Annotated in this window: 46 protein-coding genes and 1 pseudogene; 7 read left to right on the forward strand and 40 right to left on the reverse strand. The window is 50.6% G+C overall.

Annotated elements, in window-relative coordinates; all coding sequences use genetic code 11:
- Window positions 1–292: 292 nt before the first annotated feature.
- The gene (locus ACOTX5_RS23390) at window positions 293–847 is read left to right on the forward strand and encodes a gamma carbonic anhydrase family protein (RefSeq protein WP_023295516.1); all 555 of its coding nucleotides are present in this window, start codon (window positions 293–295) and stop codon (window positions 845–847) included.
- Here the strand turns inward: ACOTX5_RS23390 and ACOTX5_RS23395 are convergent.
- From ACOTX5_RS23395 to dprA, 6 genes are read right to left on the reverse strand one after another with little or no spacing between them, the layout of a single operon-like run.
- Entirely contained in the window at window positions 823–1,071 is a 249-nt protein-coding gene (locus ACOTX5_RS23395) for a DUF1488 domain-containing protein (RefSeq protein ID WP_015571398.1), read from the reverse strand. The two genes, ACOTX5_RS23390 and ACOTX5_RS23395, sit on opposite strands and share 25 nt — an antisense overlap.
- Window positions 1,068–1,886 carry a shikimate dehydrogenase gene (gene aroE / locus ACOTX5_RS23400; RefSeq protein ID WP_023295517.1) on the reverse strand — a complete coding sequence of 273 codons (819 nt, stop codon included), beginning with the start codon at window positions 1,884–1,886 and terminating at the stop codon, window positions 1,068–1,070. The genes ACOTX5_RS23395 and aroE overlap by 4 nt, the downstream gene beginning before the upstream one ends.
- Before the next feature lie 4 nt (window positions 1,887–1,890).
- Window positions 1,891–2,463 (reverse strand): L-threonylcarbamoyladenylate synthase type 1 TsaC, encoded by a 573-nt coding sequence (tsaC, locus tag ACOTX5_RS23405; protein WP_017693886.1) that lies wholly within the window; start codon window positions 2,461–2,463, stop codon window positions 1,891–1,893.
- A complete protein-coding gene (locus tag ACOTX5_RS23410; protein WP_017383725.1) occupies window positions 2,456–3,010 on the reverse strand; it encodes a type I DNA topoisomerase in 555 nt (184 codons plus the stop codon). The genes tsaC and ACOTX5_RS23410 overlap by 8 nt, the downstream gene beginning before the upstream one ends.
- 26 nt (window positions 3,011–3,036) lie before the next feature.
- Window positions 3,037–3,510: a DUF494 family protein Smg gene (smg, locus tag ACOTX5_RS23415; protein ID WP_000460665.1), complete on the reverse strand. Its 474-nt coding sequence runs from the start codon at window positions 3,508–3,510 to the stop codon at window positions 3,037–3,039.
- A complete protein-coding gene (gene dprA / locus ACOTX5_RS23420) occupies window positions 3,482–4,606 on the reverse strand; it encodes a DNA-protecting protein DprA (protein WP_045911900.1) in 1,125 nt (374 codons plus the stop codon). Before dprA ends, smg begins: the two co-directional genes overlap by 29 nt.
- Before the next feature lie 127 nt (window positions 4,607–4,733).
- Here dprA and def point away from each other — a divergent pair, with 127 nt between their 5' ends.
- The 5 genes from def to mscL all read left to right on the forward strand — a co-directional run bounded on the left by def (window position 4,734) and on the right by mscL (window position 9,513).
- Entirely contained in the window at window positions 4,734–5,243 is a 510-nt protein-coding gene (gene def, locus ACOTX5_RS23425; protein WP_015571402.1) for a peptide deformylase, read from the forward strand.
- 24 nt (window positions 5,244–5,267) lie between these two features.
- Window positions 5,268–6,215, forward strand: coding sequence for a methionyl-tRNA formyltransferase (fmt, locus tag ACOTX5_RS23430; protein ID WP_017693884.1), 948 nt, complete (start codon window positions 5,268–5,270; stop codon window positions 6,213–6,215).
- Between the two features lie 52 nt (window positions 6,216–6,267).
- A complete protein-coding gene (rsmB, locus tag ACOTX5_RS23435) occupies window positions 6,268–7,554 on the forward strand; it encodes a 16S rRNA (cytosine(967)-C(5))-methyltransferase RsmB (RefSeq protein ID WP_045911901.1) in 1,287 nt (428 codons plus the stop codon).
- 22 nt (window positions 7,555–7,576) lie between these two features.
- Window positions 7,577–8,953 carry a Trk system potassium transporter TrkA gene (gene trkA / locus ACOTX5_RS23440; RefSeq protein WP_003863337.1) on the forward strand — a complete coding sequence of 459 codons (1,377 nt, stop codon included), beginning with the start codon at window positions 7,577–7,579 and terminating at the stop codon, window positions 8,951–8,953.
- Window positions 8,954–9,099: 146 nt separating this feature from the next.
- Window positions 9,100–9,513 carry a large-conductance mechanosensitive channel protein MscL gene (gene mscL / locus ACOTX5_RS23445; RefSeq protein ID WP_003863335.1) on the forward strand — a complete coding sequence of 138 codons (414 nt, stop codon included), beginning with the start codon at window positions 9,100–9,102 and terminating at the stop codon, window positions 9,511–9,513.
- Here mscL and ACOTX5_RS23450 read toward each other — a convergent pair whose 3' ends face one another.
- From ACOTX5_RS23450 to rpsJ, 31 genes are all read right to left on the reverse strand, one after another.
- Window positions 9,514–9,729: an alternative ribosome-rescue factor A gene (locus ACOTX5_RS23450; RefSeq protein ID WP_017383729.1), complete on the reverse strand. Its 216-nt coding sequence runs from the start codon at window positions 9,727–9,729 to the stop codon at window positions 9,514–9,516.
- A gap of 57 nt (window positions 9,730–9,786) precedes the next feature.
- A complete protein-coding gene (gene zntR / locus ACOTX5_RS23455) occupies window positions 9,787–10,212 on the reverse strand; it encodes a Zn(2+)-responsive transcriptional regulator (protein ID WP_003863328.1) in 426 nt (141 codons plus the stop codon).
- Window positions 10,213–10,214: 2 nt separating this feature from the next.
- Window positions 10,215–10,583 (reverse strand): DUF1992 domain-containing protein, encoded by a 369-nt coding sequence (locus tag ACOTX5_RS23460; RefSeq protein ID WP_039269637.1) that lies wholly within the window; start codon window positions 10,581–10,583, stop codon window positions 10,215–10,217.
- Window positions 10,584–10,690: 107 nt separating this feature from the next.
- Entirely contained in the window at window positions 10,691–11,074 is a 384-nt protein-coding gene (gene rplQ / locus ACOTX5_RS23465) for a 50S ribosomal protein L17 (protein ID WP_001216368.1), read from the reverse strand.
- Window positions 11,075–11,114: 40 nt separating this feature from the next.
- A complete protein-coding gene (locus ACOTX5_RS23470) occupies window positions 11,115–12,104 on the reverse strand; it encodes a DNA-directed RNA polymerase subunit alpha (protein ID WP_002919219.1) in 990 nt (329 codons plus the stop codon).
- 25 nt (window positions 12,105–12,129) lie between these two features.
- The gene (gene rpsD / locus ACOTX5_RS23475) at window positions 12,130–12,750 is read right to left on the reverse strand and encodes a 30S ribosomal protein S4 (protein WP_003863314.1); all 621 of its coding nucleotides are present in this window, start codon (window positions 12,748–12,750) and stop codon (window positions 12,130–12,132) included.
- A 32-nt stretch (window positions 12,751–12,782) separates the two neighbouring features.
- Window positions 12,783–13,172, reverse strand: coding sequence for a 30S ribosomal protein S11 (gene rpsK, locus ACOTX5_RS23480; RefSeq protein WP_003863312.1), 390 nt, complete (start codon window positions 13,170–13,172; stop codon window positions 12,783–12,785).
- A 16-nt stretch (window positions 13,173–13,188) separates the two neighbouring features.
- Window positions 13,189–13,545, reverse strand: a complete 357-nt coding sequence (gene rpsM / locus ACOTX5_RS23485) for a 30S ribosomal protein S13 (RefSeq protein ID WP_003863308.1) — start codon at window positions 13,543–13,545, stop codon at window positions 13,189–13,191.
- A 146-nt stretch (window positions 13,546–13,691) separates the two neighbouring features.
- Window positions 13,692–13,808: a 50S ribosomal protein L36 gene (gene rpmJ, locus ACOTX5_RS23490; protein WP_000868187.1), complete on the reverse strand. Its 117-nt coding sequence runs from the start codon at window positions 13,806–13,808 to the stop codon at window positions 13,692–13,694.
- A gap of 31 nt (window positions 13,809–13,839) precedes the next feature.
- Window positions 13,840–15,171 carry a preprotein translocase subunit SecY gene (gene secY, locus ACOTX5_RS23495; protein WP_003863305.1) on the reverse strand — a complete coding sequence of 444 codons (1,332 nt, stop codon included), beginning with the start codon at window positions 15,169–15,171 and terminating at the stop codon, window positions 13,840–13,842.
- Window positions 15,172–15,178: 7 nt separating this feature from the next.
- Entirely contained in the window at window positions 15,179–15,613 is a 435-nt protein-coding gene (gene rplO / locus ACOTX5_RS23500; RefSeq protein WP_003863304.1) for a 50S ribosomal protein L15, read from the reverse strand.
- Between the two features lie 3 nt (window positions 15,614–15,616).
- Window positions 15,617–15,796, reverse strand: a complete 180-nt coding sequence (gene rpmD / locus ACOTX5_RS23505) for a 50S ribosomal protein L30 (RefSeq protein WP_003863301.1) — start codon at window positions 15,794–15,796, stop codon at window positions 15,617–15,619.
- Between the two features lie 6 nt (window positions 15,797–15,802).
- A complete protein-coding gene (gene rpsE / locus ACOTX5_RS23510) occupies window positions 15,803–16,303 on the reverse strand; it encodes a 30S ribosomal protein S5 (protein WP_003863299.1) in 501 nt (166 codons plus the stop codon).
- Between the two features lie 14 nt (window positions 16,304–16,317).
- Entirely contained in the window at window positions 16,318–16,671 is a 354-nt protein-coding gene (gene rplR, locus ACOTX5_RS23515) for a 50S ribosomal protein L18 (RefSeq protein WP_003863297.1), read from the reverse strand.
- A gap of 9 nt (window positions 16,672–16,680) precedes the next feature.
- Window positions 16,681–17,214 carry a 50S ribosomal protein L6 gene (gene rplF, locus ACOTX5_RS23520; protein ID WP_006178917.1) on the reverse strand — a complete coding sequence of 178 codons (534 nt, stop codon included), beginning with the start codon at window positions 17,212–17,214 and terminating at the stop codon, window positions 16,681–16,683.
- Window positions 17,215–17,226: 12 nt separating this feature from the next.
- On the reverse strand, window positions 17,227–17,619 hold the full coding sequence (gene rpsH, locus ACOTX5_RS23525) for a 30S ribosomal protein S8 (protein ID WP_006178918.1): 393 nt from the start codon (window positions 17,617–17,619) through the stop codon (window positions 17,227–17,229).
- 30 nt (window positions 17,620–17,649) lie between these two features.
- Window positions 17,650–17,955 carry a 30S ribosomal protein S14 gene (rpsN, locus tag ACOTX5_RS23530; RefSeq protein WP_003863291.1) on the reverse strand — a complete coding sequence of 102 codons (306 nt, stop codon included), beginning with the start codon at window positions 17,953–17,955 and terminating at the stop codon, window positions 17,650–17,652.
- Between the two features lie 14 nt (window positions 17,956–17,969).
- Entirely contained in the window at window positions 17,970–18,509 is a 540-nt protein-coding gene (gene rplE / locus ACOTX5_RS23535; RefSeq protein WP_003863290.1) for a 50S ribosomal protein L5, read from the reverse strand.
- 14 nt (window positions 18,510–18,523) lie between these two features.
- Window positions 18,524–18,838 (reverse strand): 50S ribosomal protein L24, encoded by a 315-nt coding sequence (gene rplX, locus ACOTX5_RS23540; RefSeq protein ID WP_003863287.1) that lies wholly within the window; start codon window positions 18,836–18,838, stop codon window positions 18,524–18,526.
- Between the two features lie 10 nt (window positions 18,839–18,848).
- Entirely contained in the window at window positions 18,849–19,220 is a 372-nt protein-coding gene (gene rplN, locus ACOTX5_RS23545) for a 50S ribosomal protein L14 (RefSeq protein WP_002919748.1), read from the reverse strand.
- A 166-nt stretch (window positions 19,221–19,386) separates the two neighbouring features.
- On the reverse strand, window positions 19,387–19,641 hold the full coding sequence (gene rpsQ / locus ACOTX5_RS23550; RefSeq protein ID WP_002438707.1) for a 30S ribosomal protein S17: 255 nt from the start codon (window positions 19,639–19,641) through the stop codon (window positions 19,387–19,389).
- The gene (gene rpmC, locus ACOTX5_RS23555; protein ID WP_003863282.1) at window positions 19,641–19,832 is read right to left on the reverse strand and encodes a 50S ribosomal protein L29; all 192 of its coding nucleotides are present in this window, start codon (window positions 19,830–19,832) and stop codon (window positions 19,641–19,643) included. The genes rpsQ and rpmC overlap by 1 nt, the downstream gene beginning before the upstream one ends.
- Window positions 19,832–20,242: a 50S ribosomal protein L16 gene (gene rplP, locus ACOTX5_RS23560; RefSeq protein WP_002919759.1), complete on the reverse strand. Its 411-nt coding sequence runs from the start codon at window positions 20,240–20,242 to the stop codon at window positions 19,832–19,834. The genes rpmC and rplP overlap by 1 nt, the downstream gene beginning before the upstream one ends.
- Window positions 20,243–20,254: 12 nt before the next feature.
- Window positions 20,255–20,956: a 30S ribosomal protein S3 gene (gene rpsC, locus ACOTX5_RS23565; RefSeq protein WP_000529945.1), complete on the reverse strand. Its 702-nt coding sequence runs from the start codon at window positions 20,954–20,956 to the stop codon at window positions 20,255–20,257.
- Window positions 20,957–20,973: 17 nt separating this feature from the next.
- Window positions 20,974–21,306: a 50S ribosomal protein L22 gene (rplV, locus tag ACOTX5_RS23570; protein WP_002919773.1), complete on the reverse strand. Its 333-nt coding sequence runs from the start codon at window positions 21,304–21,306 to the stop codon at window positions 20,974–20,976.
- Between the two features lie 14 nt (window positions 21,307–21,320).
- A complete protein-coding gene (rpsS, locus tag ACOTX5_RS23575) occupies window positions 21,321–21,599 on the reverse strand; it encodes a 30S ribosomal protein S19 (protein WP_001138117.1) in 279 nt (92 codons plus the stop codon).
- Window positions 21,600–21,615: 16 nt separating this feature from the next.
- Entirely contained in the window at window positions 21,616–22,437 is an 822-nt protein-coding gene (rplB, locus tag ACOTX5_RS23580) for a 50S ribosomal protein L2 (protein ID WP_000301859.1), read from the reverse strand.
- 17 nt (window positions 22,438–22,454) lie between these two features.
- Window positions 22,455–22,757 (reverse strand): 50S ribosomal protein L23, encoded by a 303-nt coding sequence (rplW, locus tag ACOTX5_RS23585; protein ID WP_000617546.1) that lies wholly within the window; start codon window positions 22,755–22,757, stop codon window positions 22,455–22,457.
- A complete protein-coding gene (rplD, locus tag ACOTX5_RS23590) occupies window positions 22,754–23,359 on the reverse strand; it encodes a 50S ribosomal protein L4 (protein ID WP_000424395.1) in 606 nt (201 codons plus the stop codon). Before rplD ends, rplW begins: the two co-directional genes overlap by 4 nt.
- 10 nt (window positions 23,360–23,369) lie before the next feature.
- Entirely contained in the window at window positions 23,370–23,999 is a 630-nt protein-coding gene (gene rplC, locus ACOTX5_RS23595) for a 50S ribosomal protein L3 (RefSeq protein WP_003863274.1), read from the reverse strand.
- Window positions 24,000–24,031: 32 nt separating this feature from the next.
- Complete coding sequence (gene rpsJ / locus ACOTX5_RS23600) at window positions 24,032–24,343, reverse strand: 30S ribosomal protein S10 (protein ID WP_001181005.1); 312 nt, start codon at window positions 24,341–24,343, stop codon at window positions 24,032–24,034.
- Window positions 24,344–24,722: 379 nt separating this feature from the next.
- On the opposite strand from rpsJ, the gene ACOTX5_RS23605 reads away from it, so the two are divergent.
- A complete protein-coding gene (locus tag ACOTX5_RS23605; RefSeq protein WP_017383731.1) occupies window positions 24,723–25,196 on the forward strand; it encodes a prepilin peptidase in 474 nt (157 codons plus the stop codon).
- On the opposite strand, the gene bfr is transcribed toward ACOTX5_RS23605, so the two are convergent.
- The 3 genes and pseudogenes from bfr to tuf all read right to left on the reverse strand — a co-directional run.
- Window positions 25,180–25,656, reverse strand: coding sequence for a bacterioferritin (bfr, locus tag ACOTX5_RS23610; RefSeq protein ID WP_003863270.1), 477 nt, complete (start codon window positions 25,654–25,656; stop codon window positions 25,180–25,182). The two genes, ACOTX5_RS23605 and bfr, sit on opposite strands and share 17 nt — an antisense overlap.
- Window positions 25,657–25,728: 72 nt before the next feature.
- Window positions 25,729–25,923, reverse strand: coding sequence for a bacterioferritin-associated ferredoxin (gene bfd / locus ACOTX5_RS23615; RefSeq protein WP_003863268.1), 195 nt, complete (start codon window positions 25,921–25,923; stop codon window positions 25,729–25,731).
- 178 nt (window positions 25,924–26,101) lie between these two features.
- Window positions 26,102–26,365 (reverse strand): annotated as a pseudogene (tuf, locus tag ACOTX5_RS23620) (elongation factor Tu); the annotation flags it as partial.

A 26,365-nucleotide genomic window follows, 5' to 3' on the forward strand; every position in this document is an offset into this window, starting at 1 on the left:
ATATTACGCTTTCCTCTTTCAGAGTCAACCCGTTATTTCAGGATTTTTTCTCTTCAGCCGACCGGGTTATCTGTGAAGTGATTCACATCCGCCGTGTCGATGGAGGCGCATTATAGGGATCCCAGTTTTTAGCACAAGTATTTTTTAGATCTTTTTTTCCAACTGATGATTTTCCGTTCTTTTCGCTGAAAACCCACCCGATCCGCTTAAAAATTGACGCATTTTGCCTTGCCTCGATCCAGGAATACGATCAAAGTCTTCTTTAATAGCGCTCATCTGTATCGAGGTAGATATGTTTGCAGTATTACGTCCTTATAAAGATCTGTTCCCCCAAAAAGGCGATCGCGTGATGATCGATACCAGCAGCGTGGTCATTGGTGATGTTCGCATGGCCGAGGATGTCAGCATCTGGCCACTCGTCGCGATCCGGGGCGATGTTAACTACGTTGCGATCGGTGCACGCACCAATATTCAGGACGGCAGCGTGCTGCATGTGACTCATAAGTCATCTTATAACCCTGAGGGCAATCCGCTCATCATTGGGGAAGATGTCACCGTCGGTCATAAAGTGATGCTCCACGGCTGCACAATCGGTAACAGGGTGCTCGTTGGGATGGGATCGATTTTGCTGGATGGCGTCATAGTAGAAGATGACGTAATGATTGGCGCAGGAAGCCTTGTTCCGCAAAACAAACGTCTGGAAAGTGGCTATCTCTATTTAGGCAGTCCGGTTAAACAGATCCGCCCCCTAAAAGAGGCGGAGATCGAAGGATTGAAATACTCAGCGAACAATTACGTTAAATGGAAGAATGACTATCTGGATCAGGATAACCAGACCCAACCCTGATCGTCTTCCTGCTGATCGCGGATCAAATCGCTGGCTTCCTCTTCCAGATCCCAGCGATTTTCGCAAAAGACCGCTAACGGATCTGAACCACCAAAGCGCTGATGCAACGTCTCCCCTTTAATCGCACAGGTGAGCTGCATTCCATGCACCAGCACCGGGAAACAAACCGCTTGCTTATTTTCATCCCAGATTTCTCTGTCGGGAAAATGAATCGCCTGATTCATGCCATCAGTTCCTGTTTCAGCTTTTCGATCACCGGTTCTACAGCAGGTAACACGCCATGCCAGAGTAGCACCGCATGAGCCGCCTGCCCCACCAGCATGCCCAGACCATCAGCCACGTGTTTTGCCCCCTGTTGTTCACACCAGGTCAGAAATGGCGTTTTCCCTTTTTGATAAAACATGTCATAGCCGTAGATGTGGGAATGAACCAGGGATGCAGGAATCGCCGGGATCTCTCCATTAATGCCGCTTGAGGTGGCATTAATCACAAGATCAAATTCGTGACTCGCGAGATCGTCAAGTGCTACCGCAGTTACGCTGCCTGTGTGTGCGAACAACGCCGCCAGTTCTTCTGCTCTGGAGAAGGTACGGTTGGTGATTGTCACCGCACAATCCAGCGAAAGAAGAGGAAGCAATACGCCGCGCGACGCGCCACCCGCGCCGATCAGCAGGATCCGAAAGCCTGGTTTAATAAACGACAGTCGTTCCAGATCGCTGAGTAAACCTATGCCATCGGTGTTATCGCCCAGAAGGCGACCATCTTCAAGCCGCTTAAGGGTATTGACGGCACCAGCGAGCGACGCACGCTCGGTCAGCTCATCCGCACGCCCGAAAGCCTCTTCTTTAAAAGGCACCGTGACGTTCGCACCTTTACCACCCGCATCAAAAAAGCTATTCAGCGTCGGTATAAATGCATCAACAGGCGCAAGAACCCGACCATACGGGTGATCTATCTGCAATTGCTCTGCAAACAGCTGATGGATCAGAGGCGACTTGCTGTGCGCGATCGGGTTACCAAAAACAGCATAGGTTTCCATAACATTATCCCTGGCGAAAACGTTCGCCGGTCAAGGCATCGCGAATTTCTGACGGGTTAAGACGACCCCCGGTTTCACCCACGGCTACAGGGAAATCATTCCCGAACTGCGCCAGAACTTCTTCTGTTGTCCGACAAGGGGGAAGCCCGGTCAGGTTGGCGCTGGTTGAAACCAGGGGTTTACCAAATGCCTGGCATAACTCCACCACCAAGGGATGGTCGGTAACGCGTACCGCGAGTGAATCGAAACGCCCGGTTAACCAGCGCGGCGTTGTCGGTTGTGCAGGAAAGACAAACGTAACGGGACCTGGCCACACAGAGAAAATGGTTTCCCGCTGTGCAGGCGTCAGCATGGAATCATCAATATAAGGCTTAAGCTGCTCGTAGTTCGCAGCGATCAAAATCAATCCTTTTTCGACAGGCCGCTGTTTTAGCGCCAGCAGACGGTTAACGGCGACTTCGCTGTCAGGATCGCACCCGACCCCGAAAACGGCTTCTGTTGGATAGGCGATGACTTCTTCTTTTTTCAGGATGTCCACCGCCTGCGCGATGGAGCCTGATGGCAGGTTATTATTCACTGATTTGATCCGCCGAAACCGGCTTTCCACATTGTTTACTGGCGCAAAAGCGTTTCAAGCCTTGCGCGGTTTTCTTTTCTATAAGTAACGGATAATCGCAATGAGGGCAGACGCCCGCTACTGGTTTGAAATTGATAACGAACTGGCATTCAGGATAGCGATCGCACGAATGGAAGGTCTTGCCATAACGAGAGCGGCGCTGCACCAATTGACCACGCTGGCACTGAGGGCAGGCAATTGCCGTTTCATCTGGTTTATCAATTTGTTCCGTATGTTCACATTCCGGATAGCGGCTGCATCCGATAAACATCCCGAACCGCCCCTGCCGCAGCGCCAGTTCGCCGCCACAGAGTGGACAAAGCTGTCCCTCCAGAATTTTGACGATATGTCCGTCCGCCTGGCTTTTCAGGGGACGGACATAATCACATTCCGGATAGTGTGAACAACCGAGAAACGGACCGTGTTTCCCGGACCGAATAACAAGTTCAGCCCCACACTGTGGGCAGGGCTCGTTTTTATGCACCGTGAAGAGTGCTGATTTGGCCATAACAACTCTTGTTGCTGCACATAGAATTAATGCAGCATACCTTCATTCACTTCAAAGAGTAATTCTTCCATTTGCTGATAGGCATTTTCACAGCCTGGGATGTTGAATAGAACCATCAGGATCACCCATTTGAGATCTTCCAGTTCAAATTCAGCAGTATCCAGCGCCATGACGCGCTCTATCACCATCTCTCTCGTTTCGAGGTTTAGCACCTGAATCTGCTCGAGGAATAAAATGAATCCCCGGCAGCTGGCATCCAGCCTTTCACACTCTTCAGCTGTATAGATGCGCACAGACAATGGGTCAGAAGCAAGCTGCATCGGTTCGGCGAGGCCGTCCTGATAATCAGCCAACTTATCCAGCCACATCAACGCATTATAAATATCTTCCCGCTCAAAACCTGCGTCGGTCAGATCCCGTGTTAATTTGTCCTGATCCACCTGCATTTCTGCTTCGTTGTGGATGTAAGTCTCAAACAAATACATCAGTACGTCGAACATGGCATGCCCTCCTTAATCGGACATAGCCGCCGGGTACAGCTGCGATCCACCCTGCTAACTCCAGTTCGAGTAGCTGTGCTACCGTTACTGGCACAGGTTGGCCGGCACGTTCAGCGACAACGTCAACAGGTGTTACCTCATCTCCTACGTTAGCCAGGAGCTTGGGAAATGGCAATGCTACTGCCTCCTGATCCGATGAAATATGTCGCTTTTGGAGATCATCCTGCAACCAATGCAATCCATACTGCAAATTTTCCAGGATATCCTCTTTACAGGTCACCAGCGTCGCCCCCTGTTTTATCAGCCAGTGAGGGCCTTCGCAGCCAGGGTTCCCCAACGGGCCGGGTAGCGCAAAAACTTCACGCCCCTGCTCCAGTGCGCACCTGGCGGTAACAAGCGATCCACTCCGAATCGCAGCTTCGACCACCAGCACGCCCAGGCTCAACCCGCTGATGATCCGGTTACGCCGGGGAAAGTTACCCGGTCTGGGCGATGTCGAAAGTGAAAACTCAGACACTATCGCCCCCTCTGAAGCGATAAGTTGCTCAGCCAGAATGTGATGACGACGCGGATAGAGACTAAAAAGACCATTGCCAAGCACGGCGACACTTCGCCCTTTTGCTGACAACGCCGCATGATGTGCCACACCGTCGATGCCGCAAGCCAGGCCACTGGTGATCGTAAAGCCACATTGGGACAGCTGTTCACTGAGCATTTTCCCCCAACGCTCGCCATACCACGAGGGCGCACGGCTGCCCACAACCGCAAGCTGCATGCTGTTAAGCACGCCGACGCGGCCTCGCACAAAGAGCGCCCCGGGAAAATCAGGTATAGAACGCAACAATGGCGGGAAGCGAGGATCATCCGCCGTGAGAAGGTGGTTGTCGGCGTGTTCCAGCCATTCCAGACTACGTTCAAGCTCACTCTCGCTGAACGAAAAAAACTTTACGGCATGTTTGGGCGAAAGCCCTGACGCGTTGACAGCTTCAGCATCGACGGTTGCCTGGCGAAGCAGCCTCTGCGCAATCTCCAGCATCGCGTCACCGTATAACGACCCGATGTTTATAAGCCGTAACCATATCTCTGTGGACGTCATCCTTTTCCCTGCCATAAGCAGCCTCAGCAATCTTTGCGATTGGTCACTGATGCTGTCAATCGACCGGGGATTTGTCTAGAATAGAAGTAATATTCTTATCAACTCCTGAACACGACTCTGGAATTTTATGGCAGTTTTGCAAGTGTTACATATTCCTGACGAGCGCCTTCGCATCGTCGCGGAACCGGTTAAAGAAGTGAATGCAGAAATTCAGCGTATCGTCGATGATATGTTCGATACCATGTACGCTGAAGAAGGCATTGGCCTTGCCGCGACCCAGGTAGACATTCACAAACGTATTATTGTGATCGACGTTTCTGAAAATCGTGATGAGCGCCTGGTGCTGATCAACCCTGAGATGCTGGAAAAAAGCGGCGAAACAGGTATTGAGGAAGGCTGTCTGTCTATCCCTGAACAGCGCGCTTTGGTGCCACGTGCCGAAAAAGTTAAAATCCGCGCACTGGATCGTGACGGCAATCCGTTTGAGCTGGAAGCCGACGATCTGCTGGCGATTTGCATTCAGCATGAGATGGATCACCTGGTCGGTAAGCTGTTTATCGATTACCTCTCACCGCTGAAGCAACAGCGTATTCGTCAGAAAGTTGAGAAACTGGATCGTTTACGTTCTCGCGCTTAACGCCCCCCGGATACAAGGAATAACGTGTCTACATCACTACGTATAATCTTCGCGGGTACCCCTGATTTTGCGGCGCGTCATCTCGACGCGCTGCTATCGTCTGGTCATCAGATTGTTGGCGTATTTACTCAGCCTGATCGTCCGGCTGGCCGCGGTAAAAAATTGATGCCTGGCCCGGTTAAAGTGCTGGCAGAAACGCATGGTTTGCCGGTTTTCCAGCCTGCATCATTACGACCTCAGGAAAACCAGCAGTTAGTGGCAGACCTGAACGCTGACGTGATGGTAGTTGTGGCTTACGGCCTCATTCTGCCGAAAGCGGTACTCGATATGCCCCGCCTGGGCTGTGTTAACGTTCATGGTTCCTTGCTCCCACGCTGGCGTGGTGCAGCCCCTATTCAGCGCGCTCTGTGGGCAGGCGATGCTGAAACTGGCGTGACAATCATGAAGATGGACGTAGGTTTAGACACGGGCGACATGCTGTATAAACTGGCGTGTCCCATTACCGCAGAAGATACCAGCGCCACGCTGTATGACAAGCTGGCGGATCTCGGTCCGCAGGGGCTGATTGAGACGTTGCAACAGCTTGCTGACAATACAGCGACACCTGAAGTGCAGGATGAGGCACAGGTGACCTATGCTGAAAAACTGAGTAAAGAAGAAGCCCGGATCGACTGGTCCCTGTCAGCAGCTCAACTCGAACGCTGTATCCGCGCCTTTAATCCATGGCCGATGAGCTGGTTGATGATTGATGAGCAGCCAGTGAAAGTCTGGAAAGCTTCAGTTATTAACGGCAATACTTCGGCAGAGCCCGGTACGATTATCGACGCCAGCAAAAACGGTATCCAGGTTGCGACCGGAGAAGGGATCCTGAATCTTGAATCGCTGCAACCGGCCGGTAAAAAGGCAATGAGCGCGCAGGATCTATTAAATTCCCGTCGTGAATGGTTCATCCCTGGCAATCGCCTTGCCTGAACAAATTTACTCTTAAGGCCCGGTGTTTCCGGGCATTTTTATTTTTACGGTTATGAAAAGACAAAATCTACGCACTATGGCGGCTCAGGCCGTTGAGCAGGTTATCGAGCAGGGCCAGTCACTGAGTAATGTCCTGCCTCCGCTGCAACAAAAGGTTTCCGATAAAGACAAAGCACTGCTTCAGGAGCTGTGCTTTGGCGTGCTGCGCACCCTCTCTCAGCTTGAATGGTTAATTAATAAGCTGATGTCACGCCCGATGAGCGGCAAGCAGCGTACCGTGCATTATTTGATCATGGTCGGTTTCTACCAGCTTCTTCATACCCGCATTCCACCTCATGCTGCGCTGGCTGAGACAGTGGAGGGTGCCGTTGCGATTAAACGTCCTCAACTGAAAGGTTTGATTAACGGCGTGCTGCGTCAGTTCCAGCGTCAGCAGGACGAACTGCTGGCAGAATTTGCGCAAAGCGAAGCGCGCTTCCTGCACCCTGAATGGCTGCTGAATCGCCTTAAAAAAGCCTATCCACAGCAATGGCAAGACATTGCTGATGCCAATAACCAACGTCCGCCGATGTGGTTACGCGTCAATCGTAACCATCATACCCGCGACGCATGGCTGGCCCTGCTGGAAGAGGCCGGAATGAGCGGCTTCACACACGCTGCTTATCCTGATGCGGTACGTTTAGCCTCCCCTGCACCGGTACATGCATTACCCGGTTTTGAAGAGGGCTGGGTAACGGTACAGGACGCATCCGCTCAGGGCTGCATGACCTGGCTTAAACCGAAAGACGGGGAGCAGATCCTTGACCTCTGTGCAGCGCCAGGGGGGAAAACAACACACATTCTGGAAGTGGCGCCGCAGGCCAGCGTGATGGCCGTGGATGTTGATGAGCAGCGTCTTTCACGCGTCTATGACAACCTCAAGCGTCTGGGTATGAAAGCACAGGTTAAGCAAGGCGATGGACGTAAACCCGCAGACTGGTGTGGTGATACCCGGTTCGATCGTATTTTGCTGGACGCCCCTTGCTCTGCAACCGGCGTGATTCGTCGTCATCCCGATATCAAATGGCTGCGTCGCGATCGTGATATCAAGGAGCTTGCCCAGTTGCAATCCGAAATTCTGGATGCCATCTGGCCGCATCTCAAACCCGGCGGAACCCTGGTGTATGCAACCTGCTCTGTTCTTCCGGAAGAGAACCGTCAGCAAATTGCGGCTTTCCTGAAACGCACCCCGGACGCTACGCTGCATGATACGGGAACACCTGAGCACCCGGGTCTGCAAAACCTGCCGGGCGCAGAAGAGGGTGATGGTTTCTTTTACGCTAAGCTAATCAAAGAGTGATGTTGAGAACAGGTCACGAAAGATGAAAATTATCATTCTGGGCGCAGGGCAAGTTGGCGGAACGCTGGCGGAAAATCTCGTGGGCGAAAACAACGATATCACCATTGTGGATACCAATGGCGATCGCCTGCGCGTTTTGCAGGACAAGTTTGATCTTCGTGTTGTACAGGGGCACGGCTCTCACCCACGTGTGCTTCGGGAGGCGGGCGCGGACGATGCTGACATGCTGGTTGCAGTAACCAGTTCTGATGAAACCAACATGGTTGCATGTCAGGTGGCCTACTCGCTTTTCAACACACCGAACCGCATCGCCCGCATTCGCTCCCCGGACTATGTCCGGGATGCGGAAAAGCTGTTTAATTCCGAAGCAGTACCTATCGACCATCTTATTGCCCCTGAACAGCTGGTTATCGACAGTATTTATCGTCTGATTGAGTACCCGGGCGCGTTGCAGGTTGTGAACTTTGCGGAAGGAAAAGTAAGCCTGGCGGTTGTGAAGGCTTATTACGGCGGCCCGCTGATTGGTAATGCCCTGTCGACAATGCGCGAGCATATGCCACATATCGATACGCGTGTTGCGGCGATTTTCCGTCACGACAGACCTATTCGTCCGCAAGGGTCCACCATTGTCGAAGCCGGGGATGAAGTCTTCTTTATTGCGGCTTCTCAGCATATCCGTGCGGTGATGAGTGAACTTCAGCGTCTCGAAAAACCATATAAACGTATTATGCTGGTTGGCGGCGGTAATATTGGCGCAGGTCTGGCGAGACGGCTGGAAAAAGACTACAGCGTGAAGCTGATCGAACGAGATCAACAGCGCGCGTCGGAGCTGGCTGAAAAGCTTCAGAATACTATCGTGTTTTATGGCGATGCTTCGGATCAGGAATTGCTGGCCGAAGAGCATATCGATCAGGTTGATCTTTTTATTGCCGTCACCAACGACGACGAAGCGAATATTATGTCCGCCATGCTCGCTAAACGTATGGGGGCGAAAAAAGTAATGGTGCTTATCCAGCGTAAGGCTTATGTCGACCTGGTACAGGGTAGCGTAATTGATATTGCTATTTCACCTCAGCAAGCCACCATTTCTGCCCTGCTAAGCCATGTACGTAAAGCGGATATTGTCGGCGTGTCATCTCTTCGTCGTGGTGTTGCTGAAGCCATTGAAGCCGTCGCTCATGGGGATGAAACGACATCGCGCGTTGTTGGTCGCGCGATCGACGAAATTAAACTTCCACCAGGCACCATTATCGGCGCTGTAGTACGAGGTAACGATGTCATGATCGCCAATGATAATTTACGTATTGAGCAGGGTGACCACGTTATTATGTTCCTGACCGATAAAAAATTTATTACCGACGTCGAGCGTTTATTCCAGCCAAGCCCGTTCTTCCTGTAATGATTTGGGTGCTCAGACGAGAGCACCCAAATATTAACCTTCTAATTTTCATGCCTTTTATTTTTCATAACGATTATTTATCCCCAATGGCAATTAGCTAATCATTTGTTAAACTTATAGGCGTCAGCTGGCACAAGGAGAACATAATGAGTTTTATTAAAGAGTTTCGCGAATTTGCGATGCGCGGGAATGTGGTGGATTTGGCTGTGGGTGTCATTATTGGTGCGGCGTTCGGTAAGATCGTTTCATCATTAGTCGCCGACATTATTATGCCGCCGTTAGGACTGTTGATTGGAGGCATTGATTTCAAACAGTTCGCCTTCACCCTTCGGGAGGCTCAGGGCGATATCCCTGCGGTTGTAATGCACTATGGCGTATTCATTCAGAACGTATTTGATTTCGTGATCGTGGCATTTGCCATTTTCATGGCGATCAAACTTATCAACAGACTTAACCGTAAAAAAGAAGAACCGGCTGCTGCCCCGCCAGCACCCACTAAAGAAGAAGTCTTACTGACTGAAATTCGCGATCTGTTAAAAGAGCAGAACAACCGCGTTTAATCAGGCGACAGAAACAGAAAGGCCAGTGGTAAAAAAGCGATTAGCTTGCTTGCCACTGGCCTCCCAGTTACCCCGTTGTGCATGTTTACCTTTACGTAAATAACTCCCTTTTCCTTTCTTGTTCTTCTCCACTCGCTGTCTGAAAAGCGGGTCGTGAAGCAATGCCTCAATGGCGTTATCCTTAATTTGTCCCTTCGTATGCTGATAGCGGCTCATCATTTCTCCTGAGCATAGTTAATGTCGGCGGGAGTCTAGTCCCTGGCTGATAAAAAATCAACAACCCTGAGTTTCACTACTGGCGCCCTGTTCAAGAGCTTCCAGTATTGAGCAATAAACACTGCTATGAGCGGTACCGCAGCACGCGTCATTTAACCTTTGCAGAGATCGCTGCATGGCTTGCAGCTCCTGAATGCGTCCTTCAACTTCATCCAGCCGGGCCTGAACGATGCTTTTAGATTCCTGACACGTATGATGTTCAGGATCGATACGGATCGACAGCAGTTCACGGATCGACTCCAGCGTGAAGCCGAGTTGCCGTGCATAGCGGATAAAACGAAGGCGTTGCAGGTCGTTATCCGTATAAAGGCGAAATCCACCTTCCGTTCTGACCTCATGATCGATCATCTGCTGCTTTTCGTAGTAGCGGATAGTATCCGGCGTTACGTTAGCAAGCTTCGCAAGTTCACCTATGCGGTACATGGCTACTCCTCGTTTATTTTTTGCATTAACCTTTCACTGTACTCACCATGCAAAAAGTCAGTATTCATTCCCGTCTGGCGCAGTTTTAGCTCGATGAGCGCTAACCGACGACTGATTTCGGAGTACCGCGGGTCATTCTTATGAATGCCTTTAAGCAGATCGGCAAGCTCGACGGCTTCATTGCGTTGCTGAAGTTCAGGCGGTAAACAACCTGCGTTTTTCAGTAAGCGATAACCGGCCCGTAATTCAGGGGAAATATGTGAATCATCGTCCAGAATCAGCGGCTCACCGCTGCCGGGAAGATTTTCGAACTCACCTTTGTTTTGGGCATCGCAAATATGGCGTTCAGCCCACTGATCGAGCAACCACATAATGAACTCCAGGGGATGAGCAGAAAAGATACAGACATTGTAGATAAGTGGAGATTCTGCGGATATAAAAAAACCCGCCGAGGCGGGTTTTTTTACGTTACTACAGATTACTCTGCAGCAGCTTCTGCTTTCTCTGAACGATCAACCAGCTCGATGTAAGCCATCGGCGCGTTGTCGCCTGCACGGAAGCCACACTTCAGAATGCGAGTGTAACCACCGGCACGGCTCGCGAAACGCGGGCCCAGTTCGTTAAACAGTTTTGCCACGATCTCGTTATCACGAGTACGGGCGAATGCCAGACGACGATTAGCAACGCTGTCAGTCTTGGCAAGAGTAATCAGCGGCTCAACTACGCGACGCAGCTCTTTCGCTTTAGGCAGGGTCGTCTTGATGATTTCATGACGAACCAGTGAACCTGCCATGTTGCGGAACATAGCCTGGCGATGGCTGCTGTTGCGGTTCAGTTGACGACCACTCTTACGATGGCGCATGACCTTATCCTTCTCAGTAAAACCTTAACCTGTGATCCGGTTACTCGTCAGCAATGCTTGCCGGTGGCCAGTTTTCCAGGCGCATGCCCAGAGACAGACCACGTGAAGCCAGCACGTCTTTAATCTCGGTAAGAGATTTTTTACCCAGGTTCGGCGTTTTCAGCAACTCAACCTCGGTACGCTGTACCAGATCACCGATATAGTGGATAGCTTCTGCCTTGAGGCAGTTAGCAGAGCGGACAGTCAATTCCAGATCGTCAACAGGGCGCAGCAGGATCGGATCGAATTCTGGTTTCTCTTCTTTCACTTCCGGCTGACGTACATCACGTAAGTCAACGAAAGCTTCCAGTTGTTCTGCCAGGATGGTTGCCGCACGACGAATCGCCTCTTCAGGATCGATTGTGCCATTGGTTTCCATTTCGATGACCAGCTTGTCCAGGTCGGTACGCTGTTCTACACGCGCTGCTTCAACATTGTAGGCAATACGCTCTACAGGGCTGTAACATGCGTCGACCAGCAGACGGCCGATTGGGCGCTCATCTTCTTCCGAATGAATTCGGGCAGAAGCCGGCACATAACCACGACCGCGCTGAACTTTGATACGCATGCTAATAGCTGCGTTCTCATCGGTCAGGTGGCAGATCACGTGCTGCGGCTTGACGATTTCAACATCACCGTCGTGGGTGATGTCGGCTGCAGTCACAGGGCCAATGCCAGATTTATTCAGAGTAAGAATAACTTCATCTTTACCCTGAACTCTCACCGCCAGCCCTTTCAGGTTGAGCAGGATTTCAAGGATATCTTCCTGAACGCCTTCTTTGGTGCTGTACTCATGAAGTACACCATCAATCTCAACCTCGGTCACCGCGCAACCCGGCATCGATGAGAGCAGAATACGGCGCAGTGCGTTACCCAGAGTATGGCCAAAGCCACGCTCTAAAGGCTCAAGGGTCACCTTGGCGTGCGTCGAACTCACTTGCTCGATATCTACCAGGCGCGGTTTTAGAAACTCTGTCACAGAACCCTGCATTGTGTCCTCTCTTTGGTACTAAGCTTTACTTGGAGTAAAGCTCGACGATCAGGTGTTCGTTAATGTCCGCAGACAGATCAGAACGTTCTGGCTGACGCTTGAACGTACCTTCCATCTTGCCAGCATCAACTTCCAGCCAGGTTGGCTTTTCACGCTGCTCAGCCAGCTCCAGAGCGGCTTTCACGCGAGATTGCTTTTTCGCTTTCTCACGAATGCTAACAACGTCATTCGCTTTAACCTGATAAGAAGCGATGTTAACAACACGACCGTTTACCATGATTGCTTTATGGCTAACCAGCTGGCGTGATTCAGCACGAGTCGCGCCGAAGCCCATACGGTATACAACGTTGTCCAGACGACCTTCCAGCAGAGCCAGCAGGTTTTCACCTGTGTTGCCTTTCAGACGTGCTGCTTCTTTATAGTAGTTACGGAACTGACGCTCCAGCACACCGTAGATACGGCGAACTTTTTGCTTTTCACGCAACTGCACACCATAGTCAGACAGACGCGGTTTACGCGCACCGTGCTGGCCAGGAGCTTGTTCAATTTTACACTTGGTATCGATCGCGCGAACGCCAGACTTAAGGAATAAGTCGGTGCCCTCACGACGGCTCAGCTTGAGCTTAGGACCCAAATATCTTGCCATTTTCTATCTCCAACTAACCTAAAAAACGAGCGTTATACGCGACGTTTTTTCGGCGGACGACAACCGTTATGAGGGATCGGAGTCACATCAGTAATATTCGTGATGCGGAAACCAGCGGCGTTCAGAGCGCGAACAGTAGATTCACGACCCGGACCCGGACCTTTAACCATAACTTCCAGATTCTTGATGCCGTATTCTTTTACGGCTTCAGCGCAACGCTCTGCTGCAACCTGAGCTGCGAACGGAGTGGATTTGCGAGAACCACGGAAACCGGAACCACCGGCTGTTGCCCAACCCAATGCGTTACCCTGACGATCAGTAATAGTAACGATGGTGTTGTTGAAAGAAGCATGGATATGAGCCACGCCGTCAGAGACTTGTTTTCTTACACGTTTACGTGCACGAACTGGTGCCTTTGCCATTATTCAATCACCCCGATTATTTCTTGATCGGTTTGCGCGGACCCTTACGGGTACGTGCGTTGGTCTTAGTACGCTGACCGCGCACTGGCAGACCACGACGATGACGCAAACCGCGATAGCAACCAAGATCCATCAGGCGCTTGATGCTCATGCTGATTTCACGGCGCAGATCACCTTCAACGACAAATTTGGCAACTTCGTCACGCAGCGTGTCGATTTGTTCTTCAGACAGCTCACTGATCTTAACATCTTCAGCGATACCCGCTGCAGCCAGAATGGCTTTAGAACGGGTCTTGCCGACGCCATAGATCGAAGTTAATGCGATCACAGCATGTTTCTGATCAGGAATGTTAATGCCTGCTATACGGGCCACTATGCACTCCTACTATTTAATATGTACGCACCATGCTGAAAAGCCCGTTTTCAGGATACTCAAATGGAAACGTACAGACATACAAAAGATTGGCTGGCTAATCTAGCCAGCTCAACCCAACTTTGCAAGAAAAATATGCGAAATAATCAGCCTTGGCGCTGTTTATGCTTCGGCTCGGCACTGCAAATCACACGGATGACACCATCACGCTTAACGATTTTGCAGTTACGGCATAATTTCTTGACGGAAGCACGAACTTTCATTTTTACTCTCCGTAACTTCTCAGGCGACCAGTTAGCGGCCGTAGCCTTTCAGGTTCGCCTTCTTCAATGCAGACTCATACTGACTGGACATCATCAGAGTTTGCACTTGAGCCATAAAGTCCATAATCACGACCACAACGATAAGCAGTGAGGTCCCACCGAAGTAGAACGGTACTTTCATTGCATCACGCATGAACTCCGGGATCAGGCAGATAAAAGTAATATAAAGCGCACCAACCAAAGTCAGGCGAGTCATTACTTTATCGATATACTTCGCCGTTTGCTCTCCCGGACGAATTCCTGGTACAAATGCACCGGACTTCTTCAGGTTATCTGCTGTTTCACGCGGGTTGAAGACCAACGCCGTGTAGAAGAAACAGAAGAAGATGATCGCAGACGCATAGAGTAACACATAAAGTGGTTGCCCAGGCTGCAAATACAGCGAAATTGTTGTCAGCCAGTTCCAACCAGTACCGCCCCCGAACCATGACGCGATGGTTGCCGGGAACAGAATAATACTGGAAGCGAAGATAGCCGGGATAACCCCCGCCATATTCACTTTCAGCGGTAAATGTGTGCTCTGTGCAGCATAGACACGACGACCCTGCTGACGTTTAGCGTAGTTCACCACAATGCGGCGTTGACCACGTTCAACGAAGACAACAAAGAACGTCACTGCAAATACTAATACTGCAACCAACAGCAACAGGAGGAAGTGCAGGTCGCCTTGACGCGCTTGCTCGATAGTATGGGCGATGGCCGGCGGGAGACCCGCAACGATACCGGCGAAGATAATGATTGAGATACCGTTACCGATACCTCGTTCAGTAATCTGTTCGCCGAGCCACATCAGGAACATGGTCCCTGTGACCAGACTTACAACAGCGGTGAAATAGAATGCAAAGCCTGGGTTTAATACCAGGCCCTGCATACCAGGCATATTCGGAAGACCGGTAGCAATACCGATCGACTGGAATATTGCCAGCACCAGAGTGCCGTAACGGGTGTACTGGCTAATCTTACGACGTCCAGACTCCCCTTCTTTCTTCAACTCTGCCAGGGCCGGATGAACGACCGTCAGCAGCTGGATAATAATCGATGCCGAAATGTACGGCATAATACCCAGTGCGAAAATAGAAGCACGGCTGAGAGCACCACCAGAGAACATGTTGAACATTTCAATGATGGTGCCTCGCTGTTGCTCAAGCAGTTTGGCAAGTACAGCGGCATCAATACCAGGGATCGGAATAAAAGAGCCAATACGGAACACAATCAGCGCGCCGATTACAAACAGCAGTCTGCGTTTCAGCTCGCCAAATCCACCTTTGGCACTTTGAAAATCTAATCCCGGTTGCTTAGCCATCTGCTACTTATTCCTCAATTTTACCGCCAGCAGCTTCGATAGCAGCACGAGCACCTTTAGTAACACGCAGGCCACGAACAGTTACCGGAGTAGAAACTTCACCAGCCAGGATCACTTTCGCGAACTCGATCTGGATACCGATAATGTTAGCCGCTTTCAGCGTGTTCAGGTCTACAACGCCGCCTTCAACTTTCGCCAGGTCAGACAAACGGATTTCCGCTGTGATCGCTGCTTTGCGAGAGGTGAAGCCGAACTTCGGCAGACGACGGTACAGTGGCATCTGGCCACCCTCGAAACCGCGACGTACGCCACCGCCAGAACGAGAATTCTGACCTTTGTGACCACGACCACCGGTTTTGCCGAGGCCAGAACCGATACCACGACCCAGGCGTTTACCCGCCTTTTTAGAGCCTTCGGCCGGAGACAGAGTATTTAAACGCATCTCTTACTCCTCAACTTTAACCATGAAGTAAACCGCGTTGACCATACCACGAACAGCAGGAGTATCCTCGCGCTCAACGGTATGACCAATACGACGCAGACCCAGGCCAAGCAGCGTTGCCTTGTGTTTCGGCAGACGACCGATTGCACTGCGGGTTTGAGTGATTTTAATAGTCTTTGCCATGGTCAATTACCCCAGAATTTCTTCAACGGATTTACCACGCTTGGCAGCGACCATTTCTGGAGAATTCATATTTTCCAGGCCATCAATAGTTGCACGAACCACGTTGATCGGGTTGGTGGAACCATATGCTTTAGCCAGAACGTTATGAACTCCAGCAACTTCCAGAACGGCGCGCATTGCACCACCGGCGATGATACCGGTACCTTCGGAAGCTGGCTGCATGAATACACGAGAACCCGTGTGAACACCTTTAACTGGGTGTTGCAGGGTACCGTTGTTCAGCGCGACGTTAATCATATTGCGACGGGCTTTTTCCATCGCTTTCTGGATCGCTGCTGGAACTTCACGCGCTTTACCGTAACCAAAACCAACGCGACCGTTACCATCACCCACTACAGTCAGAGCTGTGAAGGAGAAAATACGACCACCTTTAACGGTTTTAGATACGCGGTTTACCGCGATCAGCTTTTCCTGCAGTTCGCCAGCCTGTTTTTCGATGTGAGCCATCTTACACCTCTACCTTAGAACTGAAGGCCAGCTTCACGGGCAGCATCTGCCAGTGCCTGGACACGACCATGATATTGGAACCCGGAACGGTCAAAGGAAACATTGCTGATGCCTTTTTCCAGAGCGCGTTCAGCGACAGCTTTACCTACAGCTGCTGCGGCGTCTTTGTTACCGGTATACTTCAATTGTTCTGAGATAGCTTTTTCTACAGTAGAAGCAGCTACCAGAACTTCAGAACCGTTCGGTGCAATTACCTGTGCGTAAATATGACGCGGGGTACGATGTACCACCAGGCGAGTTGCACCCAGCTCTTTGAGCTTGCGGCGTGCGCGGGTCGCACGACGGATACGAGCAGATTTCTTATCCATAGTGTTACCTTACTTCTTCTTAGCCTCTTTGGTACGCACGACTTCGTCGGCGTAACGAACACCCTTGCCTTTATAAGGCTCAGGACGACGGTAGGCGCGCAGATCTGCTGCAACCTGACCGATCAGCTGTTTATCAGCGCCTTTCAGCACGATTTCAGTCTGAGTCGGGCATTCTGCAGTGATACCGGCCGGCAGCGGATGCTCAACAGGGTGTGAGAAGCCCAGAGACAGGCCTACTGCATTCCCTTTGATAGCTGCACGATAACCTACACCAACCAGCTGAAGCTTTTTAGTGAAGCCTTCGGTAACACCAACAACCATTGAGTTCAGCAGGGCACGCGCGGTACCAGCCTGAGCCCATCCATCCACGAAACCATCACGTGGACCGAAGGTCAGAGCGTTATCTGCATGTTTAACTTCAACAGCATTGTTGAGGGTACGAGTCAGCTCGCCGTTTTTACCTTTGATCGTAATAACCTGACCGTCGATTTTTACATCAACGCCGGCAGGAATAACGACCGGTGCTTTAGCAACACGAGACATTCTTTCCTCCGATTAGGCTACGTAGCAGATAATTTCGCCACCAAGACCAGCCTGGCGCGCTGCACGATCAGTCATAACACCTTTAGAGGTAGAAACAACTGCGATACCAAGACCAGCCATTACTTTTGGCAGCTCATCTTTTTTCTTATAGATGCGCAGGCCTGGGCGGCTGACACGCTGAATGCTTTCTACAACAGCTTTACCCTGGAAATACTTGAGAGTAAGTTCCAGTTCCGGCTTGGTGTCGCCTTCAACTTTAAAATCTTCGATAAAACCTTCTTCCTTCAGCACGTTGGCAATTGCCACTTTCAGCTTGGCGGAAGGCATGGTGACCGCAACTTTGTTCGCGGCCTGACCGTTACGGATACGGGTCAGCATATCCGCGATCGGATCTTGCATGCTCATCTGTCTTTACTCCCGTGATTCAATTGGTAATTACCAGCTAGCCTTTTTCAAGCCTGGCACTTCACCGCGCATGGCGGCTTCACGCAGTTTGATACGGCTCAACCCAAACTTGCCCACATAACCATGTGGACGACCTGTTTGACGACAGCGGTTACGCTGACGAGACGGGCTGGAATCACGCGGCAGAGACTGCAGCTTGAGAACCGCATTCCAACGATCTTCGTCGGAAGCGTTCACATCAGAAATGATCGCTTTCAGTTCAGCGCGTTTAGCGAAGAATTTATCAGCTAAAGCTACGCGCTTTACTTCGCGTGCTTTCATTGATTGCTTAGCCATTCAGTAACCCTACCTTACTTGCGGAACGGGAAGTCAAAGGCAGCCAGCAGAGCACGGCCTTCTTCATCAGATTTCGCAGTAGTGGTAATGGTAATATCCAAACCACGCACGCGGTCGACTTTATCGTAGTCGATTTCTGGGAAGATGATCTGCTCACGGACACCCATGCTGTAGTTACCACGACCGTCGAAAGACTTAGCGGACAAGCCACGGAAGTCACGGATACGTGGAACAGCAATAGTGATCAGGCGCTCAAGGAACTCCCACATGCGTTCGCCACGCAGAGTTACTTTACAGCCGATCGGATAGCCCTGACGGATTTTGAAGCCTGCAACAGATTTGCGTGCTTTGGTGATCAGCGGTTTTTGACCGGAGATTGCTGTCAGGTCAGCTGCTGCGTTATCCAGCAGTTTCTTGTCAGCGATCGCTTCACCAACACCCATGTTCAGGGTGATCTTCTCGACCCGAGGGACTTGCATGACAGAATTGTAGTTAAACTCAGTCATGAGTTTGTTAACTACTTCGTCTTTGTAGTAATCATGCAGTTTCGCCATCGTACTACTCCAAATTACTTGATAGTTTCGCTGTTAGATTTGAAGAAACGGACTTTTTTACCGTCTTCGAATCTAAAGCCTACACGGTCAGCCTTGCCGGTAGCCGCATTGAAGATTGCAACGTTAGAAACCTGAATAGCAGCTTCTTTTTCAACGATGCCGCCTGGTTGGTTCAGGGCCGGAACCGGCTTCTGATGTTTCTTAACCAGGTTGATACCTTCAACGACAAGTTTGCCGGAAGACAGAACATTTTTTACTTTACCGCGTTTACCTTTATCTTTACCGGTTAACACGATAACTTCGTCATCACGACGGATTTTCGCTGCCATGATTCGCTCCTTAGAGTACTTCTGGTGCCAGAGAGATAATTTTCATGAACTTCTCAGTACGAAGTTCACGAGTTACCGGCCCAAAGATACGCGTGCCGATAGGCTGCTCGCTGTTATTGTTTAAAATAACGCATGCATTACCATCGAAGCGAATGACAGAACCGTCAGGGCGACGAACACCCTTCTTGGTGCGCACCACTACCGCCTTCAGCACATCACCTTTTTTGACCTTACCACGTGGAATTGCTTCCTTGATGGTGATCTTGATGATGTCGCCTACGCCTGCGTAGCGACGGTGCGAGCCACCCAGAACCTTGATACACATTACGCGACGTGCACCGGAGTTGTCGGCGACGTTCAGCATAGTCTGTTCTTGGATCATTTTAGTGCTCCGCTAATGTCAACTACTACCTGAGACTCTAAAATCAGAGCCGTTAAAAAGCCCCATATCGAGGGCGCGGCATTATAACACCGCTTCTGCAATATGGGTAGAAAAAATAAACGGCTCATCGCTGAGCCGTTTATTCGTATTGAGAATGCGTACTCTATTACAGAACCGCTTTCTCTACAACGCGAACCAGCGTCCAGGACTTAGTCTTGGACAGTGGACGGCATTCACGGATTTCAACCTTGTCGCCGATACCACATTCGTTGTTCTCGTCATGTACGTGCAGTTTGGTCGTACGCTTGATGAATTTACCGTAGATCGGGTGTTTCACAAAACGTTCGATAGCTACAACAATGGATTTCTCCATTTTATCGCTAACAACACGACCTTGCAGAGTACGGATTTTATCGGTCATTACGCACCCGCCTTCTGAGTCAGTAAAGTCTTAACGCGCGCAACATTGCGACGCACTTGCTTCAGCAGGTGAGTCTGTTGCAGCTGGCCACTTGCAGCCTGCATACGCAGGTTGAACTGCTCACGCAGCAGGTTCAGCAGCTCAGCGTTCAGCTCTTCAACGCTTTTTTCACGCAGCTCTTTTGCTTTCATTACATCACCGTCTTAGTTACAAAGGTGGTTTTGATAGGCAGTTTCGCTGCTGCCAGGCCGAAGGCTTCACGGGCCAGCTCTTCCGGAACACCGTCCATTTCATAAAGGACTTTGCCCGGTTGGATCAAGGCAACCCAGTACTCCACGTTACCTTTACCTTTACCCATACGAACTTCCAGTGGCTTCTCGGTGATCGGTTTGTCCGGGAATACACGGATCCAGATCTTACCTTGACGCTTAACTGCACGGGTCATTGCACGACGTGCTGCTTCGATCTGACGTGCAGTCAGACGACCACGGCCAACAGCTTTCAGACCGAAAGTGCCGAAGCTAACATCCGTACCCTGCGCCAGACCACGGTTGCGGCCTTTGTGCACTTTACGGAATTTTGTACGCTTTGGTTGTAACATCAGCGACGCTCCTTATTTACGGCCTTTACGCTGCTGCTTTTTAGGTTGAGCAGCCGGTTTTTCCGGTTGTTCAACAGCAGCCATACCACCCAGGATCTCACCTTTGAAGATCCATACCTTAACGCCGATTACACCGTAAGTGGTGTGCGCTTCAGAGGTGTTGTAGTCGATGTCAGCACGCAGAGTGTGCAGCGGTACGCGACCTTCGCGGTACCATTCGGTACGTGCGATTTCCGCGCCGCCCAGACGGCCGCTAACTTCAACTTTGATACCTTTAGCGCCCAGACGCATTGCGTTCTGTACAGCACGCTTCATAGCACGACGGAACATAACGCGACGTTCCAGCTGAGAAGTGATGCTGTCAGCAACCAATTTAGCGTCCAGTTCAGGCTTACGAACTTCAGCGATATTGATCTGTGCAGGAACGCCAGCGATATCCGCTACGACCTTGCGCAGTTTTTCTACGTCTTCGCCTTTCTTACCGATAACGATGCCAGGGCGAGCAGTGTGAATAGTCACACGGATGCTCTTAGCTGGACGCTCGATAACGATACGAGATACAGACGCTTTAGCCAGTTCCTTAGTCAGGTACTGACGTACTTTAAAATCGCTGTCCAGGTTGTCAGCGAATTCTTTGGTGTTCGCAAACCAGGTAGAGTTCCATGGTTTTACAATACCCAGGCGAATACCATTAGGATGTACTTTCTGACCCATTGCTAGTCTCCAGAGTCTCAGCGATCGGACACAACCACAGTAATGTGGCTGGTGCGCTTCAGGATGCGATCTGCACGACCTTTCGCACGCGGCATAATGCGCTTCATGCTTGGGCCTTCATCTACGAAAATTTTCGCGACTTTCAGATCGTCGATGTCAGCGCCATCGTTGTGTTCAGCGTTAGCAATGGCAGATTCCAGTACTTTCTTGACCAATACCGCAGCTTTCTTGTTGGTATAGGTCAGGATGTCCAGGGCCTGCGACACTTTCTTACCGCGAATCAGGTCAGCAACAAGGCGAACCTTCTGTGCAGAAGAACGAGCATGGCGATGTTGAGCTAAAGTTTCCATCTCTTCCTCCTACCTTATTTCTTCTTCGCTTTTTTATCAGCAGCGTGGCCGCGATAAGTACGAGTCGGTGCGAATTCACCCAGTTTGTGACCAACCATTTCGTCGGTAACAAAGACTGGAACGTGCTGACGACCATTATGGACAGCGATGGTCAAACCGATCATGTTAGGAAAGATCGTTGAACGACGGGACCAAGTGCGCAGGGGCTTCTTGTCTCCGCTTTCCACCGCTTTCTCTACCTTCTTCAGCAAGTGCAGGTCAATAAAAGGACCTTTCTTGAGAGAACGTGGCATGGCTTATCCTCTAAAATTATTTGCTACGGCGACGTACGATAAATTTATCAGTACGCTTGTTGCTGCGGGTCTTCTTACCTTTGGTCTGAACGCCCCACGGAGTTACCGGGTGCTTACCAAAGTTACGACCTTCACCACCACCATGTGGGTGGTCGACTGGGTTCATCGCAGTACCGCGAACGGTAGGACGAACACCACGCCAGCGTGCAGCACCAGCTTTACCCAGAACGCGCAGCATATGCTCAGCATTGCCAACTTCGCCCAGAGTAGCGCGGCAGTCTGCTTCGACTTTACGCATTTCACCAGAACGCAGACGCAGGGTGACATAAGCACCGTCACGCGCAACGATCTGAACGTAAGTACCCGCGGAACGCGCCAGCTGACCGCCTTTACCTGGTTTCATTTCTACGTTATGAACGGTAGAACCAACCGGGATATTGCGCATCGGCAGGGTGTTGCCTGCTTTGATTGCAGCATCAACGCCAGACTGAATCTGGTCGCCAGCTTTCAGGCCTTTAGGGGCCAGGATGTAACGGCGTTCGCCATCTTTGTACAGAACCAGCGCGATGTTCGCGGAACGGTTCGGATCGTACTCAAGACGCTCAACAACTGCTGGGATACCGTCTTTGTTGCGTTTGAAGTCAACAATACGATAAGCCTGCTTGTGGCCACCACCGATGTGACGAGTGGTGATACGGCCATTGTTGTTACGACCACCGGATTTGCTGTTTTTTTCCAGCAACGGAGCAAAAGGTTTGCCCTTGTGCAGCTCAGGGTTAACCACTTTAACTACGTGGCGACGACCCGGAGATGTCGGTTTACATTTAACAACTGCCATTGTATTACTCCTCCGACTTACTCAGCGCCGCCAACGAAGTCCAGGTTCTGGCCTTCTTTCAGGGTGACGTAAGCTTTTTTCCAGTCGCTACGACGACCGATACGCTGTCCGTGACGTTTAACTTTCCCTTTAACTACCAGGGTGTTAACGACTTCGACTTCGACTTCAAACAGTTTCTGCACAGCAGCTTTGATCTCTGCTTTGGTCGCGTCTTTAGCAACTTTGAGAACGATGGTGTTTGTTTTTTCCATCGCAGTAGACGCTTTTTCAGAAACGTGCGGTGCGCGCAGCACCTTCAGCAGACGTTCTTCACGAATCATGCCAGCATCTCCTCAACTTGCTTAACAGCATCAGCAGTCATTACGACTTTGTCGAAGGCGATCAGGCTAACCGGGTCGATACCAGTCGCGTCGCGTACGTCAACCTTGTGCAGGTTACGCGCGGCCAGGAACAGGTTCTCGTCCAGCTCACCGGTGATGATCAGCACATCTTCCAGAGCCATGTCTTTCAGTTTCTGTGCCAGCAGCTTAGTTTTAGGCGCTTCAACAGAGAACTTCTCGACAACGATCAGACGATCCTGACGTACCAGTTCGGACAGAATGCTTTTCAGCGCGCCGCGGTACATCTTTTTGTTAACTTTTTGACTGTGGTCCTGTGGACGCGCAGCGAAGGTCACGCCACCTGAACGCCAGATCGGGCTCTTGATAGAACCTGAACGCGCACGGCCGGTACCTTTCTGGCGCCATGGCTTTTTGCCTGAACCAGTTACTTCAGCACGAGTCTTCTGAGCACGAGTACCCTGACGAGCACCAGCTGCATAAGCAACAACAACCTGGTGAACCAGCGCTTCGTTGAAATCACGACCGAAGGTAGTTTCGGAAACAGTCAGCGCGCTCTGCGCGTCTTTCAATACTAATTCCATTGCTATCCCCTTACGCCTTCACAGCTGGTTTAACGATCAGGTCGCTACCGGTTGCACCCGGGACCGCACCTTTAACCAGCAGCAGGTTGCGCTCAGCGTCAACACGTACTACGTCCAGGCTCTGAACGGTTACACGTTCGTTGCCCAGCTGACCTGCCATTTTCTTGCCTTTGAACACTTTGCCCGGAGTCTGGTTCTGACCGATAGAACCCGGAACGCGGTGAGACAAGGAGTTACCGTGAGTAGCGTCCTGGGTACGGAAGTTCCAGCGCTTAACGGTACCAGCAAAACCTTTACCTTTAGAGGTACCGGTTACGTCAACTTTTTTAACGTCAGCAAACAGCTCAACGCTAATGTCCTGACCTACGGTGAACTCTTCGCCTTCAGCAAGACGGAATTCCCACAGACCACGGCCAGCTTCAACGCCAGCTTTAGCGAAGTGACCCGCTTCTGGTTTGGTTACACGGTTAGCTTTTTTAGCACCAGTGGTAACCTGAATAGCGCGGTAGCCATCGTTAGCCAGATCTTTAACCTGAGTAACGCGGTTTGCTTCAACTTCGATTACGGTTACTGGGATAGAAACGCCATCTTCAGTGAAGATGCGGGTCATACCCACTTTTTTACCGACTAAACCAATCATTGTTTCAACCTCTCAATCGCTCGATGACCTGATTAACCCAGGCTGATCTGCACGTCTACACCGGCAGCCAGATCCAGACGCATCAGAGCATCAACGGTTTTCTCAGTTGGCTCAACGATGTCAACCAGACGCTTGTGAGTGCGGATTTCGTACTGATCACGCGCATCTTTGTTAACGTGCGGAGAGATCAGAACGGTAAAGCGCTCTTTGCGGGTCGGCAGCGGGATCGGACCACGGACTTGCGCACCAGTGCGCTTAGCAGTCTCGACGATTTCCGCGGTTGATTGATCGATCAGACGATGATCAAACGCTTTAAGGCGGATACGGATTCTTTGGTTCTGCATGAGACCAGAGCTCCAATTATTTTATAAACGAAATGATTACTCCTCAAACCCATTACGATTGATGGGAGAGTGTAACCGTTCTTACGTAGCTCCCCAATTGGGAGCATTGTTGAGTAACAAAGTGAGCTACTCTGGTTCAGATTGAACCCGCCGTCAATTACGACAAGCCCGCGCATTATACGTAAATCAGAGAAAGACGCAAGTGCCGTTTAGAAATTAAGCGCCAAAGACGTACTATACGTAAGGCCGCGCAATTTTTTATGCAAAGTATCCCTTCTCAACTCTTTGTATGAAGCCGCTACGCAATTGCTGTTTTTACACATTGCCGGGCATGCAGATTATTACGAGTATGCGCTCAAACCATTTTGAGGCTCTCGCTATGCTACTGTCCCTCCCCTTTCTGTTGATCTATTTTGCGTTATCGGCCTTGCTTGTTCGCACCGATATCCGCACGGGGCTTCTTCCCGATAAATTTCTTTGCCCGCTGCTATGGACGGGCCTGCTCTACCAGCTTTGTCTCCATCCTGATTTTTTGCCGAGCGCGGTAGTGGGTGCGATGACAGGATATGCCGGATTCGCCATTATCTATTGGGGATACCGGCTCATCTGCCGACGTGAAGGGATGGGATATGGCGACATAAAATATCTGGCGGCGCTGGGGGCATGGCATGGCTGGTGTGTACTACCAATACTGGCATTAGTGGCCGCGTTAATGGCTCTGCTGTATCTGGTTGCTTTCTCGTTGTTTACCCCTGATAAGCAGGCATTAAAAAACCCACTGCCTTTTGGGCCATTTCTGGCGGCAGCGGGTTTATGCGTTGGCTGGGAAAGCCTGATTAACTTTCCACTTTGATCTGAGACTGAAGGTAGTTCTGTAGGCCAATTTTGCTAATGAGATCCAGTTCGGTCTCAAGCCAGTCGATGTGCCCTTCTTCATCGGCCAGGATCTGGATCATCATATCGCGGCTGACGTAGTCATGTACGCTGTCCGCATAGGCAATGGCTTCACGCAGATCTTTTGCACCCTCCAGCTCCAGCCGGAGATCAGAACGCAGCATCTCTTCGACATCTTCTCCGATGCCCAGTTTTCCGAGATCCTGTAGGTTAGGAATGCCTTCGAGGAATAAAATACGCTCAATGTATTTATCGGCGTGTTTCATTTCATCAATGGACTCATGGTATTCAACATCGTTGAGGCGAGTCAGTCCCCAGTTTTTAAACATTCTTGCATGGAGAAAATACTGATTGATTGCGACAAGCTCATTTCCCAATAATTTATTGAGATAACTTATGATTTTAACATCACCTTTCATTATATAGTCCCTCCGCTTCCACTCATTGAAGCGTAGATCGGGCTACGGGGATGTCAAAAAAAAGATAGAGGCTTACGCGATCTCTTTGAATTCCGGGATCTGCATCAGTTCGTCCTGCATGATCTCACGCGCTGCGCGAACGCATTTACCGCATTGATTTCCCACCGGAACAAACTTGCGAAGCTGCTGGAAAGATTGTGGTTGAAACTGGCGAACGGCCTGACGAATTTTTTTGTCGCTTACACCATTACATAAACAAACGTACATAAAGACTCCCGTTCAAAATATGCGCAAAGTGTAAGTGAGAATGGTTATGATTACAATAGCACGGGCTTCGGAATACGTGGCGGGAGAAAGCAAAAAATGCGAATTTTTATGACAATGCCCCAACGGCAGAAAACAAAAAAGGACGCCGGAGCGTCCTTTTTATTTCAGGGATAATTAATTAGCCCAGAACTTTAGCAACAACGCCCGCGCCAACGGTACGGCCGCCTTCACGGATTGCGAAACGCAGACCGTCGTCCATCGCGATTGGGTGGATCAGCGTCACAACCATCTTGATGTTGTCGCCTGGCATTACCATCTCTACGCCTTCTGGCAGTTCGATGGTACCGGTCACGTCAGTTGTACGGAAGTAGAACTGTGGACGGTAGCCTTTGAAGAACGGAGTATGACGGCCGCCTTCGTCTTTGGACAGAATGTACACTTC

The organism is Enterobacter cloacae complex sp. IR5441, from assembly GCF_049238215.1.
GTDB classification, from domain to species: domain Bacteria; phylum Pseudomonadota; class Gammaproteobacteria; order Enterobacterales; family Enterobacteriaceae; genus Enterobacter; species Enterobacter hormaechei_C.